At 74.1% G+C, this 17,296-nt stretch carries 16 protein-coding genes; 3 read left to right on the top strand and 13 right to left on the bottom strand.

Annotated features, from left to right (window positions below):
* The first annotated feature begins 263 nt into the window (after positions 1–263).
* Positions 264–1,757 carry a hypothetical protein gene (locus tag ACPYO6_RS03195; RefSeq protein ID WP_425713443.1) on the top strand — a complete coding sequence of 498 codons (1,494 nt, stop codon included), beginning with the start codon at positions 264–266 and terminating at the stop codon, positions 1,755–1,757.
* Between the two features lie 98 nt (positions 1,758–1,855).
* Here ACPYO6_RS03195 and ACPYO6_RS03190 read toward each other — a convergent pair whose 3' ends face one another.
* Together ACPYO6_RS03190 and ACPYO6_RS03185 are read right to left on the bottom strand one after the other, a co-directional pair.
* Positions 1,856–2,242: a fluoride efflux transporter FluC gene (locus tag ACPYO6_RS03190; protein WP_425713442.1), complete on the bottom strand. Its 387-nt coding sequence runs from the start codon at positions 2,240–2,242 to the stop codon at positions 1,856–1,858.
* A 54-nt stretch (positions 2,243–2,296) separates the two neighbouring features.
* A complete protein-coding gene (locus tag ACPYO6_RS03185) occupies positions 2,297–2,776 on the bottom strand; it encodes a fluoride efflux transporter FluC (RefSeq protein ID WP_425713441.1) in 480 nt (159 codons plus the stop codon).
* Positions 2,777–2,996: 220 nt separating this feature from the next.
* Between ACPYO6_RS03185 and ACPYO6_RS03180 the strand changes: the two genes are divergently transcribed.
* On the top strand, positions 2,997–4,520 hold the full coding sequence (locus tag ACPYO6_RS03180) for an Hsp70 family protein (RefSeq protein WP_425713440.1): 1,524 nt from the start codon (positions 2,997–2,999) through the stop codon (positions 4,518–4,520).
* Between the two features lie 58 nt (positions 4,521–4,578).
* Here the strand turns inward: ACPYO6_RS03180 and ACPYO6_RS03175 are convergent, their stop codons facing one another.
* From ACPYO6_RS03175 to ACPYO6_RS03130, 10 genes are all read right to left on the bottom strand, one after another.
* Positions 4,579–6,303: a DUF2510 domain-containing protein gene (locus ACPYO6_RS03175; protein ID WP_425713439.1), complete on the bottom strand. Its 1,725-nt coding sequence runs from the start codon at positions 6,301–6,303 to the stop codon at positions 4,579–4,581.
* A gap of 149 nt (positions 6,304–6,452) precedes the next feature.
* Positions 6,453–8,129 (bottom strand): hypothetical protein, encoded by a 1,677-nt coding sequence (locus ACPYO6_RS03170; protein WP_425713438.1) that lies wholly within the window; start codon positions 8,127–8,129, stop codon positions 6,453–6,455.
* A gap of 19 nt (positions 8,130–8,148) precedes the next feature.
* Entirely contained in the window at positions 8,149–9,756 is a 1,608-nt protein-coding gene (locus ACPYO6_RS03165) for a DUF2510 domain-containing protein (protein WP_425713437.1), read from the bottom strand.
* A gap of 174 nt (positions 9,757–9,930) precedes the next feature.
* Positions 9,931–10,449 (bottom strand): MerR family transcriptional regulator, encoded by a 519-nt coding sequence (locus ACPYO6_RS03160; protein WP_425713500.1) that lies wholly within the window; start codon positions 10,447–10,449, stop codon positions 9,931–9,933.
* A 380-nt stretch (positions 10,450–10,829) separates the two neighbouring features.
* Positions 10,830–11,372 (bottom strand): bifunctional nuclease family protein, encoded by a 543-nt coding sequence (locus ACPYO6_RS03155; RefSeq protein WP_425713499.1) that lies wholly within the window; start codon positions 11,370–11,372, stop codon positions 10,830–10,832.
* 75 nt (positions 11,373–11,447) lie between these two features.
* Positions 11,448–12,272 (bottom strand): MerR family transcriptional regulator, encoded by an 825-nt coding sequence (locus tag ACPYO6_RS03150; protein WP_425713436.1) that lies wholly within the window; start codon positions 12,270–12,272, stop codon positions 11,448–11,450.
* Positions 12,269–12,769: an FHA domain-containing protein gene (locus ACPYO6_RS03145; protein WP_425713435.1), complete on the bottom strand. Its 501-nt coding sequence runs from the start codon at positions 12,767–12,769 to the stop codon at positions 12,269–12,271. The genes ACPYO6_RS03150 and ACPYO6_RS03145 overlap by 4 nt, the downstream gene beginning before the upstream one ends.
* A gap of 148 nt (positions 12,770–12,917) precedes the next feature.
* Complete coding sequence (locus ACPYO6_RS03140) at positions 12,918–13,784, bottom strand: DUF881 domain-containing protein (RefSeq protein WP_425713434.1); 867 nt, start codon at positions 13,782–13,784, stop codon at positions 12,918–12,920.
* Positions 13,781–14,113, bottom strand: coding sequence for a small basic family protein (locus ACPYO6_RS03135; RefSeq protein WP_425713433.1), 333 nt, complete (start codon positions 14,111–14,113; stop codon positions 13,781–13,783). The genes ACPYO6_RS03140 and ACPYO6_RS03135 overlap by 4 nt, the downstream gene beginning before the upstream one ends.
* The gene (locus tag ACPYO6_RS03130; RefSeq protein WP_425713432.1) at positions 14,113–14,991 is read right to left on the bottom strand and encodes a DUF881 domain-containing protein; all 879 of its coding nucleotides are present in this window, start codon (positions 14,989–14,991) and stop codon (positions 14,113–14,115) included. Before ACPYO6_RS03130 ends, ACPYO6_RS03135 begins: the two co-directional genes overlap by 1 nt.
* A 92-nt stretch (positions 14,992–15,083) precedes the next feature.
* Here ACPYO6_RS03130 and ACPYO6_RS03125 point away from each other — a divergent pair, with 92 nt between their 5' ends.
* Complete coding sequence (locus ACPYO6_RS03125; RefSeq protein ID WP_425713431.1) at positions 15,084–15,734, top strand: DUF4126 domain-containing protein; 651 nt, start codon at positions 15,084–15,086, stop codon at positions 15,732–15,734.
* A 26-nt stretch (positions 15,735–15,760) separates the two neighbouring features.
* Here ACPYO6_RS03125 and ACPYO6_RS03120 read toward each other — a convergent pair whose 3' ends face one another.
* On the bottom strand, positions 15,761–17,161 hold the full coding sequence (locus tag ACPYO6_RS03120) for a DUF418 domain-containing protein (protein WP_425713430.1): 1,401 nt from the start codon (positions 17,159–17,161) through the stop codon (positions 15,761–15,763).
* Between the last annotated feature and the right edge of the window lie 135 nt (positions 17,162–17,296).

The raw sequence follows: 17,296 nt of genomic DNA, 5'->3' as shown, positions 1-17,296 counted from the left end.
CTGATCGACGAGTGAGCGGTTGTCGGTTCGACCAGTGAGCGGGCCCCGCATCCTGATGGGTGCGGGGCCCGCTTCGTCGTCGACGGGGGTGATGGTGAGGCGGAAAGCTGCTCACTCGCCAAGGGCTCCCCGCACTCGTCAGGAGAAGTCCCCGCACTCGCCGCGAGGAACTCGCGCTTTGTGCGGGACGACCCCGACGGTGTGACCTACCGTGGAGGGGACGCGTCCTGCGCCGCGGGCGGACCGACACGAGGAGGACCCACATGTGGCCGTTCAGCCGCCGATCGGGCGACGACCGGCGCAGCGCCACGTCCGGGCAGCAGGGCCGGCCCGGCCGACCTGCCAGACCTGCCCGATCTGCCCGACCCGGGCACGAGTCGCGCAGCTCTCCCGCGTCGACCGGCCCCTCGCCCGTGGACCTGCCCGACGACGCCCCGCTGACCAGACAGCTCGCCGCCCTGACCGGGCTGGGCCTGCACCTGCGCGACGGGGTCGACGTCGACGAGCTTCGGCGTCGGGTCCCGTCGACGGGACCTACCCCGCTCCCCCTCCAGCTCCTTCTCCTCGGCGCGGGGCGCTCCCTGGAGCGGCCGGTGCGCGAGCTCGTCGTCGGCGACGCCCACCTCCCAGCGGGTGCCACTGACGACGACGCCGCGGCGTCGGTCCGCCGCACGCTTGCCAGCGCCGAGGAAGCTCTCGGGGCGACGGGACACGTCGGCGAGGTCGAGGCCACCCTCGACGGCGACCAGGGTTCGGTGACGGTCGCGCTCGGTGGCACGCCGCTCACCGTCCCGCTCGAGGGCAGCGAGCTCGCGCCGGTGCTCGACGCGCTCCTCGCCCAGCTCGTGCCGCCGCGCCTGGTCGCCGTCCCGCTCCTCCGGTCGACGCCGGACGACGCCGGAGCGGGCGACCGGGACGACGACAGCTCCGGCCCGACCTCGGGGCCCGGATCCAGCTCGGGCTCCGGAGCCGGCCACGGATCGGACTACCGGCGCCTGCTCGTCCCCAAGGAGCACGCGCGCGAGGCACGAGCCATCGCCGTCCGGCTGTCACGGGCCCCGGCGCTCGACCTGGCGACGAGCGATGCCGCGCGGGGTGCCACGTCGGACGCCTCGGCGGACGACTCGGCGGCAGGGACCACACCCAGCACGCTCGACGGTCTCGGACCGACCACCACGCCCGACGGCGACATCCCCGGCGCCACCGCGAGCTCCGACCCCGAGGCAGGTCGAGACGTGCGCCGACGGGTGAGTGCCCTGGTCGAGGCGGGCCTGCGGCTCGACCCGAGGCTGAGCGTCGATCAGGTGGCGGACGCCGTCGTCCCCGTGGCCGACCCTGCCGACTGGGACCCGTTCCTCGACGCCGTCGTCCACCACCCGGTCCGCGGTGACATCCCGGTCTGGTCGAACGTGTTCCGATTCCCGCCGGAGGACACGATGGCGGACTCCTCGGAGGACTGGATCGCGGTGGTCGGGGAGATCGCCCGCACCGCCGGCACCTGGGACCGGCTGACCGACGCTCAGGTCGTGTACGAGGCGTCCGGGGAGATTCCCGCCGGCATCGACCTCACGCTGAAGGGCCGTCGGACCCGGGTCGAGGCGGACGTGTGGGGCGCCCTGCTCGACCTCGTCGCCGTCGCCCGTCTCTGCGAGGCGCTCACCCCGCCGGACCGCGCCACCGTGCACCTCCCGAACCACGCCGCCTGGGTCCAGCCGCACCGGGCGGAGGCTCTCTCCCGGCTCGTCGGCGACTACTGACGCCGGCTCCGTCGGATCGGGCCGGGGTGTTCGCTCGGTGCACGAGCATCCATCTGTCCAGTACGCGAGCACCGACCCCGCACCACGCGGCGGCCCACTCAGCGCGCGAGCTCCCACCCGCACCACGCGGCCGCCACGCCGCCGACGAGCATGCCGAGGCAGACCACCGCGCCCGTGACCGGACGGCGCGCGGAAAGCATGCGCACGATGTCGACGCTCGCCGTGCTGAACGTGGTGAACCCGCCGAGGAAGCCTGTGCCGGCGACTGTCGTCAGCTCCGGCGACCACCCGCTTCCTCCGCCGGAACCGCCCGCTCCGACGCCGACGACGACGCCGAGCAGCAACGACCCGATGAGGTTGACGACAACGGTCCCGACGGGGACGGACGGGCGTAGCGCGGTGGTGAGCGCGCCGTCGAGCATGAACCGCGACCCGGCCCCCAGCCCGCCGGCCACCGAGACGAGCAGCCAGGTCAGCGGGCTCATGCCGCTCCCCCAGAGGTCGCCGGTCTCATGCCGCTCCCCCAGAGGTCGCTGGGCTCATGCGGCTCCCCCGCAGGCACCGCGCCGCCGTGCCCGTACGGCCCGGAACGCCCCGGCGTGGGCGAGGTACGCGGCGAGGACACCGAGGGCGACCGACCCGAGCGCGTAGAACAGGGCCGCCACGCCGCGACCGGCCTGCGCCAGCTGGACCGTCTGGAGGGACAGCGCAGAGTAGGTCGTGAATCCGCCCAGCAGTCCGGTCCCCACGAGGAGCCGCGCGCGCCTCGCCGGTCCGGCCGGGACCGTGGTGAGCAGGGCGAGCAGCGCCCCGAGGATCGCGGCGCCGACGACGTTGACTGCACCGGTCGCCCACGGCATCTCACCGGGAGCGCCGCCGAGCACCGCGTCGATGCCGGCGCGGGCCGCCGTGCCGAGCGTGCCGCCCAGCACCACGAGCGCGACGAGGCCGGGCTGCAGGTGCTCGGGGCGTGGGCGGACGGGTCCTGTGCCGGTCGGGGACGACGACGCAGGAGGCACCGGACGAGGATAGACCTGGGAACCATCGACCCCGCACCCCGGCATCGTTCGGTCGGGCTCACGGGCGGTCCCGACCCCCGCGCACACTCACGGCTCCACTCGCCGGCGCGAGCCACGAGCCACGAGCCACGAGCCACGAGCCACGAGCCACGAGCCACCCGACCACAGGTCCCGCCGGACGCTCGGCGTGCCCCCGCGGCCGTGCCGCTAGCCTCGAGGCATGCGCCTCGGGGTCGACCTCGGAACCACCCGCACGATCGTCGCCGCAGCCGACCGGGGCAACTACCCGGTTGTCTCCTTCGTGGACCAGAACGGCGACTGGCACGACCACGTCCCGTCGGTCAGCGCGTACGTCGACGGGAGTCTCGTCCACGGGTTCGCGGCCGAGGAGGCGCACCGCGCGGGCGCCCCTCTGCTGCGGTCCGTCAAGCGCGTGCTCGCCCGGCCTGACGTCAGCGCCCGCTCCGAGGTTCGCGTCGGCCGGCGCACCGTCCCGATCCTCGACGTCCTCACCTCGTTCCTCGACGCGCTGCGCACCGAGATCCGCACCCGCTCGTCCGTCGCCGACCCTGACCTCGATGACGCGCTCGGCGTCGCCGTCGGCGTCCCCGCCCACGCGCACACCGCCCAGCGCTACCTCACTCTGGAGGCGTTCCGGCTGGCGGGCTTCGACGTCGTGGCCGTGCTCAACGAGCCGTCCGCCGCCGGGTTCGAGTACACGCACCGGCAGACCCGCACCATCTCCAGCCGGCGCACCCGGGTCCTCGTGTACGACCTCGGCGGGGGCACCTTCGACGCCTCGCTGGTCAGCGTGGACGGGACGAGCCACGACGTGCTCGCCTCGGCCGGTCTCAACGACGTCGGCGGGGACGACGTCGACGTCGTGCTCGCCCAGCTCGCCGCGCGCGCCGCGGGGACCGACGCCGCCGAGCTCGAGGGACGCTCCACCGATGCCGCGGACGACCTCCTCGAGCAGGCACGCGTCGCGAAGGAGGCGGTGCACCCGCAGTCGCGCCGCCTCGCTCTCGACGTCGAGGGTCGCCCCGTCTCCGTCACGGTCGACGACCTCTACGCGGCGGCGGCCCCGCTCGTCGAACGCACGGTCGCTGCGATGGCCCCGCTGCTCGGGGGCGACGACGAGTCGGCACCCGGTCTCGCGGACGTCGCCGGCATCTACCTCGTCGGCGGCGCCACGTCGCTCCCCCTCGTGCCACGGCTGTTGCGGCGCCACTACGGACGGCGTGTGCACCGCTCCCCGTACCCGTCGGCGTCGACGGCGATCGGGCTCGCCGTCGCGGCGGACCCCGACTCGGGGTACTCGCTCACCGACCGGCTCTCCCGTGGCTTCGGCGTCTTCCGGGAGGCCGACCACGGGCGCGGCACGCTGCTCGACCCCGTGCTCGCGCCGGACGACGTCCTGCCCTCGGGTGGCGGCGTCGTGGCACGCCGGACCTACCGGGCCGCCCACGACATCGGGTTCTTCCGGTTCGTCGAGTACTCCGCGATCGACGACGACGGGCACCCCCGCGGCGACATCGTGCCGTTCGCCGAGGTGCGCGTGCCGTACTCGGCGGAGCTGTTCGACGTCGGGGACCTTGCCGCCCGACCGGTCCGGCGGATCGACGACGGGCCGACGGTGACGGAGGAGTACCGCGTCGACGCGCACGGGCTCGTCGAGGTGGAGATCACCCGCGAGGACTCGGGGCACCGGACGGCCTACCGGCTCGGTGAGCTCACGGGCTGACCGAGCGGTCGTTGCGCCCCGTGACCGCGCGGTGGGGGTGGTCGGACGTCTGGGGCTGCTACTGGTCGGTGTAGGTCACCGACGCGCTGCCGGCCCGCTCCTGCCACATCGTCAGCACGACGAGGGTCGGCTCGCTCGCGGAGATGTCGATGTAGGAGTCCAGGCTCGACATCTGGTCGGCGATGTCCGCGGGCGCGAGGGACCGCCCGTCGTCGTTGTAGAGCGCCTCACCGGTACCGGCCGGGAAGGCGACGAGCTGCGGGTCGGAACCCTCCTGCAGCAGGGTGTGGACCGACCCGGAGGAGGACGCGGGCTCGGTGGCCATGAGGACGACGTCGTTCGCCGCCACGGTCGCATCGACCGGCGCGCCGTTCGAGAGCGTGCCCTGGAGCCCGGAGCGGAACTGGAACGGGACCTCGGCGTCCCTCCCGAGCCAGTCGGTGACCTCGATCGTGTAGGTCCCCGGCTCGAGCACGAGACCGACGGCGGCGTCGAGACCGGAGTCGCCGCCGAGGGGTGCGAGGTCGCGCGAGGCGGACCCGACATCGTCGACCTCCACCGAGACACCTTCGCCCGAGACCGCGATCTGCGGGTCGGCCTCGCCGTACGCGGCGAGCGCGAGGAAGCCGGTCCGCTCGGTGACCGTGATGGTTCCCGTCCACGCGCCGTCGGCCGGCACGGTGACGGTGCCGGACTCGGGCACCTCGGCGCCGGACGAGTCGGTGAGCGTGAGAGCGTCCGCGGGCGCGGGCCCAGGTGCGGGCTGCGACGAGCCGCCGCCCCCGCCACCGCCGGCGGACGGATCGTCGTCGCCGGACAAGAAGATGAAGTAGGCGCCGACGCCGAGCACCGCGACGATCGCGAGGACGAGGCCACCCGCCAGGAGCGGCGACAGGCCCGATCGCTTGGCGCCCGACCCGTACCCCCCACCTCCCTGCGGTGGGCCTCCGTAACCACCGGCCTGGGGCGACCCGCCGAAGCCCGGGGCCTGGGGCGGGAAGCCGCCCGCACTCTCGGGAGATCCGGCCCACGGCTGGCCGGGACCCTGGGGGTACGCCGCGGTCCCGCCGGAGGCGTAGGAGCCCGCGCCGGTCGCGGCGTAGCCGCCGTACCCGTCACCGAACGGTGCGGTGTTCCCGGAGGCGGCGACCGGTCCGGTCGACGACGGGGAGCCCGCGCCCGGCAGTCCGTAGAAGCCCGGGCCGGTCTGACCTGCCCAGCCGGCCTCGGCCGAGGAGCCCGCGGACCAGCCGCTGACGGAGCCGGGGGTGCCGCCCGTCGGCTGGCCCGGCGCGCCGTATCCCGGCGCGCCGTAACCCGGCGCCGAGGGCGCGGACGGGGGCATCTGCCCGTAGCCGGGCGCCGAGGCGGCCGACGGCGGCATCTGCCCGTAGCCGGGCGCCGAGGCGGCCGACGGCGGCATCTGCCCGTAGCCGGGCGCCGAGGCGGCCGACGGGGGCATCTGCCCGTAGCCGGGCGCCGAGGGCGCGGACGGCGGCATCTGCCCGTACCCCGGCGCGGAGGGCGCCGACGGTGGGACGCCCTGGTCGGCGGCCGGTGTGTCCTGAGCGGGCGGGACGGACCCGAAGGCCTGACCGGACCGCAGGACCGAGGACGGGGCGACCGTGTGGTCGACCGGCGGTGTCGGATCCTCGTCGCCGTGCACGTCGTACTCGGAGTCCTCGGCGTCGTACTGCTCGTCGGTCCAGGTCACGCCGTCCCAGAAGCGGATCTTGCCGTCCTCCCAGGGGTCCGAGTACCAACCTGCCTCGACGGTGCTCAACGATTCCTCCGGGTACGAGCAAGAGACGACGCGGCCTCCCGCGACGTCCGGACTCGTCGAGGGTAGCCACGACCGGCGCGTTCCCCCGGCATTCCGGGCGGGTAGACCGCCCCACGGCGGTGAGACTCACACACGGGCGGCGCGGTGGGCTACTCGATCGTGACCTGGGCGACCATGTCGCCGCCCAGGCCGGCGTAGGTGGTGACGATGAGGACGTACTCCCCCGCCCCGCCGGACACGGTGAGGGCCGAGTCGAGCCAGTTCGGGAGATCCTCACCGGTGTAGCCCGACGAGCTGTCCCAGTCGTCGTTGCGCCGGACGTCGCCGTCGGGCTCGACCACGAGCAGCATCGGGTCCGTGCTGTCTCCCACGAGGGTGGCGGTCAGCTCCTGCCCCTCCTCGAGCGTGACGGCGTAGAGCACCGCGTCGCCGGCCTCCACCGAGACGTCGACCTCGTCGCCGTTGCCGAGCGAGGTCCCGTCGCCCGAGGCGACACCGAGCTCGAACGCCGCCGGGTCGCCGTCCTCGGTCGTCACCACCATCTCGTAGTCGCCGGGCTCGAGGACGAACGCCCCGCTGGGATCGGACGTCGACGGATACCCGCTGAAGTCGAGGAACGTGATGGGCTCGGTCGAGTCGGTCAGCTCGTGGCTCACGCCGTTGCCCTCGATCGTGACGACGAGGTCGGCCATGTCCGGCGAGTAGGCGGCCACGACCACCGGGGTCCGCTCGGTGATCCGGAGCGTGGACGTGTAGAGCCCGTCCTGGGGGAACGCCCCGTCCAGGGATGCACCGAGGTCGTTGCCCGCGGTGTCGACGACGTAGGCGAGCCCGGAGACGTCCCCGTCACCCCCGGCCGAGCCCTCGGTGCCCGGGGGCGGCGGGGTGGTCGGGGCGGGCGTGGTCGGTCCAGGGGTGCTCGGACCGGGCGTCGACGGTCCCGTGGCCACGGACGGACTGTCGGACTCGGGTGACGCCGTATCGTCGCCGTCCATGATCCGCGAGATCCCGAAGACGGCGAGCGCGAGGACGACGACCGCGACGACCGCCACGACGGCGATGAGCGGTCCTCTGCTGCCGCCCGAGCCGCCCGGCGGGTAGCCGGCGTACGCGCGACCGGAGTGGCCGGGTCCACCGGGGCCGACCGGACCGCCTGCGCCGGCCGGACCACCGGGCCCTGTGTAACCGCTCGGACCACCAGGTCCGATCGGTGCGCCGTAACCTCCTGGGCCCGCCGGACCGCCGGGGGGTCCGTGTCCCGCCTGCCCGGGCCGGCCGTACCCGGACTGTCCGGCGTGGGCCGAGTGACCGAAGCTTCCGGAGGGCGTGAGCCCGGCGTACGGGTCGGTGGTCGGCTCACCGGGCGCGTTCGGCGCGCCCCCTGCGGGCGGCTGCTGCCACATCGGTGCCCGGGGGTCCGCCGCCTGCCCGCCGTACGGGTCGACGCCGCCGGAGCGATAGGCGCCCGCACCGACTGCGGCGTACCCGTCGTAGCCGCCGTCCGGCTCCTGGACCGCGTAGGTGCCCGTCGTCGTCTCGACCGGCTCGTCGTCGACCTGGCTCGCGCCCCAGCTGCCGGAGACGACGTGCTCGCCGGTGGGGACGGGGCTGGAGGATCCGGGGTAGCTCGTCCCGTCGTCGCCGCCGTAGCCCAGCTCGCCGGACGCGGTGTATCGCGGCGTCGTCGTGGCGCCCGGTGGCCGCTCGGAACGGCCGGGAGCCGGCCGACGCACCGTGTCGCCGAGCTCCTCGTGCGCAGGGTCTTCCGACCCGCGTGCCCCACGTGGGTCGCCGTCCGCCGAGAGCCCTCCCGAACGCGTCTCCATCCTGCCGTCCCGGCCGCGCTCAGCGCGGCTCGATGTGCACGACGGCGTCGGTCGCGTCGCCCCAGAACGTGCTGGCGACGATGACGCTGTCACCCACCGGGACCGACTCGATGTCCACGGACGCGTCCAGCGGGTTCCTAGGCTCGTGCTCCGGGGGCGCGTCGTCGTTCTCATGGACGAACAGCTCGGGGTCGACGACGTGGATCATCGTGTCCTCGTCGCCGTGGACGCCCGCCCGCAGCGGGGTCTCCGCGCCCACGTGGAGGATGAAGACCGACGGACGACCGTCCTCGATCGTCACGGGCGTGTCGGACGGGACACCGACGACGAGCGTGCCGGAGTGCGCCTCCATGATGATCTGCGACGGGTCGCCGCCGTACTCGTCGATCGTGATCTGGTAGTCACCAGGGTCGAGGACGCGGGCGTCTGCCGGGTCGAGATGCTCCTGGCGGAAACCGAAGACGGGCATGAGGGACTGCGAGTCGTCGAGCGTCTCGTCGACACCCTCGCCCGTGATCTGGAAGCGGAGGTCCTCTCCGTCCGGAGAGTGCCCGCCGATGATGACGGCGGCGCGCTCGTCGACGCGGAGCGTGACGGTGGCGGCCCCGTCGGCGTCGATCGCCGACTCGAAGCGGGTACCGAGCCCCTCGCCGTCAGGGTCGACGAAGACGGCTGCTCCGCTCTCGTCGTTGCCGACGAACTCACCGGGCGCGACCGAGGGCTCCTCGGTCGTCGGCTCCTCGGTGGTGGGCTCCTCGGTGGTGGGCTCCTCGGTCGTGGGCTCCTCGGTGGTGGGCTCCTCCGTGGTCGGGGCCTCGCTGCTCGCCGGCTCCGTCGTCGGCCCCGGGGTGCTCGGCTGGGCGTCGGAGGGAGGCGCGGTGGTCTCGGACGCGGTGTCGTCCTCGCCCGCGACGGCGTCCCACACGAAGTACCCGCCGACGCCGACGATCGCGACGCCGAGGATCGCGAGCAGGGCGATGAGCGCCGGGCTGCGCCGGTTGCCGTCGGACCCACCGTTCGCCGGGCCACCCGGTCCACCAGGTTCGCCGGGGCCACCCGGGCCGTAGCCGCCGGGCCCACCCAGGCCACCAGGCGCTCCGGCCCCGTACCCTGCGGCCGCCTGCTGGCCGCCGTACGCACCCGCCGGTCCGTATCCGGGAGCAGCACCGGGCGAGCCCGCCGTCGGACTACCCGCGCCGTACCCGGCGCCCGCCTGCTGACCGCCGTACGCACCCGCCGGTCCGTATCCGGCAGCGGCACCGGGCGAGCCCGCCGTCGGACTACCCGCGCCGTACCCGGCGCCCGCCTGCTGACCGCCGTACGCACCCGCCGGTCCGTATCCGGCAGCGGCACCGGGCGAACCGGCCGTCGGACTGCCGGCCCCGTACCCGGCGCCCGCCTGCTGGCCACCGAAGGCGCCCGCCTGTGCGTGTCCGTCCGGTACGCCGGCCTCGCCTCCGCCCTGAGCGGGAAGTACGCCGGTCGCGGCCTCGGAGCCGGAGGGCACGGACCCGTCGTCGGGTCGCGCACCTCGCCCGGCCGACTGCTCGGTCCAGATGGAACCGTCCCAGTACCTGATCCTGGCTTCGTCGTGGGGGTCGGTGTACCACCCGGGGGCAACGCTCATGAAGGGCACTGTAGTGGTGCAATGATCACGTTTCGGTCACTCCCGGGGATGCCGTCCGGGGAGGTCTCCCCCGCCGTCGGTCCTGGTCCACGAACCGTGCCCCGCGCGTCCGGTCGTCCGGGGAACGGGTTCCGCCCTGCGGGTCACCTGCTCAGCAGACGAGTCGGAGAGGAGTCAGCCGACCTGCCGGGCACGGGCCGCGCGACGCCGCGCGAGCTCGTCCGGCGCGTCCTCGGCCTCCGCGCGCTCGGTCGGCAGCTCGGCGAGGCTTCCCTCGACCTCGCGCCACACGCGACTCACGGCAATCCCGAAGACTCCCTGCCCACCCTGAACGAGGTCGATCACCTCGTCGTCGGAGGTGCACTCGTAGACCGACGCACCGTCGGACATGAGCGTGATGCCCGCGAGGTCCTCGACGCCGCGCTCCTTGAGGTGCCCGATCGCCACGCGGATCTGCGGGAGGGAGACGCCCGAGTCGAGGAGGCGCTTGACCACCTTGAGCACGAGGATGTCCCGGAAGCTGTACAGCCGCTGGCTGCCCGAGCCCTGCGCCCCACGCACCGACGGCTCGACGAGCCCCGTCCGCGCCCAGTAGTCGAGCTGCCGGTAGGTGATGCCGGCCGCGCGGGAGGCGGTCGGGCCGCGGTAGCCCGTGTCCTGGTCGATGTCCGGGAGGGTCTCACCGAACAACATGCCCTGGGCAAGCTGCGGTCCGCGCGCGTGCGCGCCGGTGGCTTCCGTGGGGCTCACGGTGGGCTCCGTTTCTCGTGGCGGGACCGGGGCGGGGTCCCGGTGACACCGTCACGCTAGGACGCGGGCCGACCCGGGTCAACGACGCCTGTCGGCGGGTCGCACACCAGTTTAGCGTCGGCGTCGGATGTGACTGCTGTGACTGGTGGTGTGTCGACGTCGTGCATGTCGTCGACATCGCGGTCGCCGCCCAGGTGCTCCCTCACCGGCCAGGGGCACGTCCATCCGTCCGGGGAGCGCCCACCCGGTCGGGGGTGGGCCCACCCGGTCAACGGCACGTCCGTCCGGTCGGGCGCGCGCCCACACGTCGGACGGGTCGGCGCTCAGGCGGACGGATCGGGCGCGCCGAAGTCGTCGGGCCCCAGCCCCTCGAGCTCGCGGCGCAGCTCGGCGACCGCGTCCTCGATCGCGGCGCCGTCGGTCCCCCGACCCACCTTGTCGCGACCACCGATGCCCGACGCCGTACCCGCACCGGCACCGGGGCCGACCTGGACGGCACCCAGGTCGGGCAGGAGCTCCGGCACGCACCTGATGGGAGCACCCGCGCGCAGCGCGAGCGCGACGCCGTCGGAGGGACGGCAGTCGATCGTCTCGCCCGTCGACAGCACGAGCTCGGCGTAGAACACGCCGTCGAGCTGGGCCGTGATGACGACCGCGACGACCTCCGAACCGAGCGTGCGGATCGCCGAGAGCATGAGGTCGTGCGTGAGGGGGCGCGGCGGCACGAGCCCCGCCTGGACCGATGCGATGGCCGCACCCTCACGGGCCCCGACGACGATGGGGAGCACCCGGCCGCTCGACGGATCCTTGAGCAGGAGCACCACGCGGGCACCGTCGAGCGTCACCTCGACGCCCTGGACCTCCATCTCGTGCACGTGCCGAGCCTATTGGACCGGGACCCGCAGTATCGGGTTCCCGTCGGACTGCACGTCCGCGGGGCGTCAGAGCTCGGAGATCGCTCTCCTGAGCAGCTCGGTGTGCAGCTGCGCGTAGAGCTCACCCATCTCGCGGGCACGCGCGTTCGCCCGTTCGAGGTCGGCCCCGGACCGTCCCGCCCGCAGCGGCGCCAGTGCCGCGGCGATCGTCCCGGCCTCACGCTCGGCCGCCTGCCGGACCGTGCGCAGGTGACGGGGGTCGACCCCGAGCCTGCCGAGCGCGGCCGCCGCGACGACGACCGGCACCGCGGCGCCGGGGTGCCGGCCCCGCGCGTCCACCGGGACGAGGCCCGCCTCCGCGAGGCCCTCGACGTCGGCCACGCTCGCCCCCGTCGCGTCCGCCAGCTCCGTCGAGGTCAGCCGCGAGGTGGCGGCGGGCGCGACGACCTGCCCGTCGCGGGCGACGATCCGTGCGAGGACGGGGTCCTGGACACCGCGACCGGCGTCCAGGTCGTCGAGCTGGTCGCGGATCACGCGCAGCGGAAGGAACGCGTCCCGCTGCGCGGCAAGCGCGAACCGGAGCCGCTCGACGTCGGCGCGGGAGTACTTGCGGTAGCCCGACGGAGCGCGGTGCGGCCGGACGAGGTCCTGCTCCTCGAGGTAGCGCAGCTTCGACAGCGTCATCGCGGGGAACTCGTCCTGGAGGATCGCCACGACCTGCCCGATCGCCATGACCGGGGTCCGGCTCACGCCCGGGGGCCACGACTCCCCCGCCGAGCCGGTCGTCCCGGAGCCCGCGCCGTCGGCACCGGTCGCCCCGTCCGGGCGGGCGGGGTCGTCGGAGAGGTCCGCCGGCTCGAACCGGGAGGAGCGGGATCGCGCGGCGCTCACGCCTCGCGGGCCTCCTCGCCGCGGACCTGGCTCGGGTGGTACGTCAGCCGGTACTTGCCGACCTGCACCTCGTCGCCCGCGCGCAGCCGCACCGCGTCGATCCGGGTCCGGTTGACGTAGGTGCCGTTGAGCGAGCCGATGTCGCGGACGTCGAACCCGCCGTCACGACTGAGGAACTCGCAGTGGTGCCGGGACACGGTGACGTCGTCGAGGAAGATGTCCGACCGCGGGTGACGCCCGACCGTCGTGCTGGCGGCGTCGAGCAGGAACCGCGCGCCGGAGTTCGGGCCGTGCTGGACGATCATCAGGGCGCTGCCGGCGGGGAGTGCAGCGACCGCCTTGGACTCCTCGGGCGACAGGCCGGGGAGCGAGTGGCTGCTCGCCTGCTCGTCGATGACGCCGAACCGCGCGGTGGAGTCGGCGCTCGCGCCGTCCTCCTCCGTGCGCAGCCTGGGGTCGTCCCACGGCTCGGGTGCGGGAGGCGGAGGGGTAGACATCGCGGTGCCTCCTTCGGCGGGGTGCGTGCGGCCCGCAGGTCGCGGGGCCGTCCCACCATCGTAGTCCGATCGTGACCTTCCGTGTCACAGTGGTCACAAGGCCTGATCAGGGGCTACGGCGACGGCGGCCGCGCCGGAGCGGCAACGGTCAGTCCTCGACGACCCGAGAGTGCTCGAGGTCACGCGGCTCGGCAACGGACCGGATCTCGACGTGGGCCTGCTCGATCAGCGAGACCGTGGCACCGCGCCCGCGGACCGTCGAGAGCGCGCCGCCCGGGATCTCGAGCGCGACCTGCATCGTCTGGGGATCGCCGATCGCACGTAGCACGTACGGCGAGGAGATCGTCGTCCCGTCGACGACAAGACCGCCGGTCGACCGGATCACGTACGAGGTGGCCGTCAGCCGCACCCCGCCGATCTCGATCGCCTCCGCGCCCGCGTTCCGCAGCTCCTGGATCATCGTCACCATCGTCTGCCCGCGCATCGCGTCGCCCGGGTCCGTCACCGTGATCTCGACACCCGGTCCCGCCGCAGGGACAGTTCCGGCGAGCACCCCCTGCGTCCCGGCGAGCTCCGCCGCGGCGTCGGCGGCCGCCTGGGACGAGTCCGCCGCCGACCGCAGCCCGTCCAGCTCCTCCTGCAGCCGGTCCTGCTCCTCCACGAGGTCGATGTTCCGCCGGTCGAGATCGTCGAGCAGACGGACGAGGTCGTCCTGACGCAGGGCGGCGAGCGGGTCCTCCTGCGTGTGCCGGACCTGTGCCACGAGCGCGACGCCGAGCAGCGCGCACAGGACCACCACGAGCAGGTCCGACGCCCGGCCCTGCCACCACGGTCGGGCACGGGAGTCGGGACGTTCGTCGTCGTCGGACCCGTCCTCGGGGAGCCGGTCGTCCTCGGGGACGGCGGCGTCGTCTGACCCGTCGTCGGGGATCCGGTCGTCCTCGGGGACGGCGGCGTCGTCGGGCGCCACGTCCTCCGCGCGGCCCGCCGGGTCGTCGTCCCGCACGCCGGTCACGCCTTGAAGATGTGGCGTCTGATCGCCGCCACGTTGGAGAAGATCCGGATCCCGAGGACGACGACGATCGCGGTCGTCATCTGTCCCCCGACGCCGAGCTGGTCGCCGACGTACACGAGGAACGCGGCCACGACGGTGTTGAACAGGAACGAGGTGATGAAGACCTGGTCGTCGAAGACGCCCTGGAGGCGGGCCCGCAGACCGCCGAGGAGCGCGTCCATCGCTGCGACGACTGCGATCGGCAGGTAGGGCACGAGCCAGGTGGGGACCGTGGGGTCGAGGACGAGGCCGATCACGATGCCGATCGCGAGTCCGACGATGGCGAGCACTACCGGTCCCCCTCGTCCGACGTGATGTCCGCCGCCCCGATCGGGACCGCGAAGCTCGTGGACCGCGGGGCGACCGCCGGCAGGGTCGCCGACTCGAGTTCCGCGTAGCTGACGCCGATGTCGTAGCGGTCGGCCAGCTCGTTCAGGTGGCTACCGGCGGTTCCCGCGTCCAGGGCCTCGCGCAGCTCGCCCGGGTCCCCGAGCGCGACGATCTCGTACGGCGAGCTCGTCGCCTCGAGGTTGACGAGGATCGCGCGACCGGCGGCGCGCACGGCGGTCGTCGAGGCGAGCCTGCGTCCGTCGACGCCGACCCCCTCCGCACCGGCTGCCCACAACCCGTTGACCACGGCCTGGATGTCGGTGTCGCGCACTCGCCCGTCGTCGGCCCCAGGGACACCGGAGGCCGAGTCCTCGGAGTCGGACAGCACGATCTGCAGCGCAGGTCCTTCGAGGGCGTACTGGGCCGAGCCATCGAGCGCCGCCCGCGCGGCCTCCCCCAGCTCGGACGGGGCGTCGGCCACCACGTCCTCGCGCAGCAGCTCGACCTCGGACGCGAGCTCCTCGTTGCCCCGCGCCAGGGCGTCCGCCGCCTCCTCGGCACCCTGGATCTGCGCGGCGAGCTCGGCGCGCACGGGGTCCCGCCCCTCCTCCGGCACGGCGAGCTCGCGTCCGGCGACGACGAGCCCGACGCCGAGCGCCAGCACCGTTCCCCAGGTGGCTGCACGGAGCGCGGGCGGCCGGCCGGTGCCCTCCCGCTCGCGGCGTTCCGACGCGGCGGCGTACCCGGCGTCGAGCGGGTGATCGATGAGCGCCCGGAGAGGGGACTCCCACGACCTGGGGCGCGGCTCCTGCCGACGACCCTCGTTCCCCTTCGCCATGCGGTCACTGTAGGTGTGCAGGTCTCCAGGGCCGCCGCACCGCGCCGCCGTGTCGCCGCGCCACCGGGCCGTGCCGCTGGCACCCTTGGCGGATGGAGCTCCTCGCGGCGTCGGGGCTCGCGCTCGCCGCGGGCCTCAACGCCTACATCCCGCTCGTCGCCCTCGGCGTCCTCGGCCGGTTCACCGACCTGCTCACGCTGCCCGACGGATGGGCGTGGCTCGAGAGCTGGCCGGCGCTCCTCGTCCTCGGCGCGCTCCTCGTCATCGAGGAGGTCGCCGACAAGATCCCTGCCGTCGACTCGGTCAACGACGTGCTGCAGACCGTCGTCCGACCGACCTCCGGCGGGATCGCGTTCAGCGCGGGCGTCGGGAGCGTGACGCCCGCGATCGAGGACCCGGCCCGGCTCGCGGAGGGCGGTGCGTGGGTGCCGATCGCCGCCGGAGTCCTTCTCGCGCTGATCGTGCACGGCGGCAAGTCGCTGTCCCGGCCACTGCTCAACGTCGGCACCGCCGGGGCGGCGGCACCGGTGGCGTCGACGGCCGAGGACGCCACCTCGCTCGCTCTCGTGGCCTCGGCGATCCTCCTGCCTGTCGCGGTGGGGGTGCTCGTCGTCGTCGTGCTGGTGCTCGGGGTGCTGGCCGTGCGGCGCTACGGCCGACGCCGTCGTGCCCGCCGATCTGCCGACCCCGCGGGTGGACCCGAGGTGATCGACGTGCCGAGCGTCGAGGTCGATCCGCGCTAGCCCGACCCACGTTCGGTCGAGCGGCGCTAGCCCGATCTGCGATCGGTCGACCGCTGGCTACCGGATCCGTCGTCGCTCGACCGACGACCGCTCGAACCCAGGCCACCAGGTCCCTCGCCTGTCACCCGCCGCCTCGACGCGCGCCCGCCCGCGCCCCGGTAGGTCCACCACCGCACGACCGCCTCGAACGGTCCGCGCCGGCCGGTCGGTCCGAGCGCCACCGCGACGACGAGGCCGAGCACCCACGCGCCCACGGCCACCAGCGCGGCAGACATCGTGGAGATGTCACGTCCGAGTGCGATCGGACCCCACGGGACGAGCACGACGACGAACACCGCCGTCTGCAGCAGGTACCCGCTCATCGACATCCGGCCCAGCGACCTGATCATGCCGGACGCGTGCCCGTCGCGTCGGCGGTCGTGTCGCGCGTGGCTCGCTCGCGCGTGGCTCGCTCGCGTGTGGTCGTCTCGTGCGCGGGCGACGCGCGTGTGGTCGTCGCGCGTGTGACTGGCTCGTGCGTGACCGTCTCGCGCGCGTTCGGACCGACCCGCCGCGAGGAGACCGAACAGCGCCGCGTACCCGATGCCGCCCGCGTAGCCACCGACGCCGTGGAGCAGGGCCATCACCGGCGCCACGGCCGGCGACGGAGCCGGGAGTGCACCGGCCGCGACGAGGGCGTACCAGGCGCCCAGCACGATCGCGGCACCGAGGCCGACGACGGCGCACCGGGCCAGGGGGCCGCGGTGCTCGTCCGGGCGGTCGAGCAGTCCGTGCCGGGCGGCGAGGACACCGAGCGGCACGGTCACGCTCACGCCGAGAGCGTTGGACAGGACGCCCCCCGGCGGCCAGGCGGTGAGGTGCTCGGTGACAGCGGTCCCCCAGCTCGTCGTCATCGGCGCGACCTGGCCGACGAACGTCCCGGCACCCGCAAGGAGCAGAAGGATGACGATGCCGCCGATCGCCGACCACGCCACGAGCGCCTGGTCGCGGCCACGCACCATCGCTCCTGGCAACAGGAGCAGGAGGACGCCGTACGCCGCGATGATCTCCCCGGGGAAGAAGAGGATCCCGTGCACGGCGCCGACGGCCAGGAGCAGGACGGACCGACGCCGAAGGATCGAGACGACGGCGTCGGCGCTCCAGCCCCGGTCGAGACGGCGAGAGGCCAGCTGCCAGACGCCGTACCCGAAGAGCAGGCCGAACAGAGGGTAGGCGCGTCCGTCGACGAGGAGAAGCTGGACCAGTGCCACGGCGTCGTCAAGAGCGGAGGTCCCGTCGGGGTCCGGGTAGCCCCTCAGGCCCTGGGTCGGGACGTCGACGAACGCCCGGACGTTGGCGAGGGCGATGAGCAGGAGCATCGCGCCACGAGCGAGGTCCGGGGCGAGGGACCGCTCGGCGAGCGGCGTCGGGCCGAGGGGCTGGGCCATGACGGAATCGTCGCAGAAGGTCCTCTCACGTCCACACCTGGGTCGACCGGTGCGGTCATCTGTGGTCTTGGTACTTATATGGCGGGGTTCTGTCGGTGCTGGGTGACGGTGCGATCAAGCAAGGGGCCATCACGC

This window comes from Georgenia sp. Z1344 (genome assembly GCF_049856295.1).
Taxonomy (GTDB): Bacteria; Actinomycetota; Actinomycetes; order Actinomycetales; family Actinomycetaceae; genus JB111.
The sequence above is the reverse complement of the archived record's forward strand: the minus strand, read 5'-3'. Positions and strand labels throughout refer to the sequence as shown.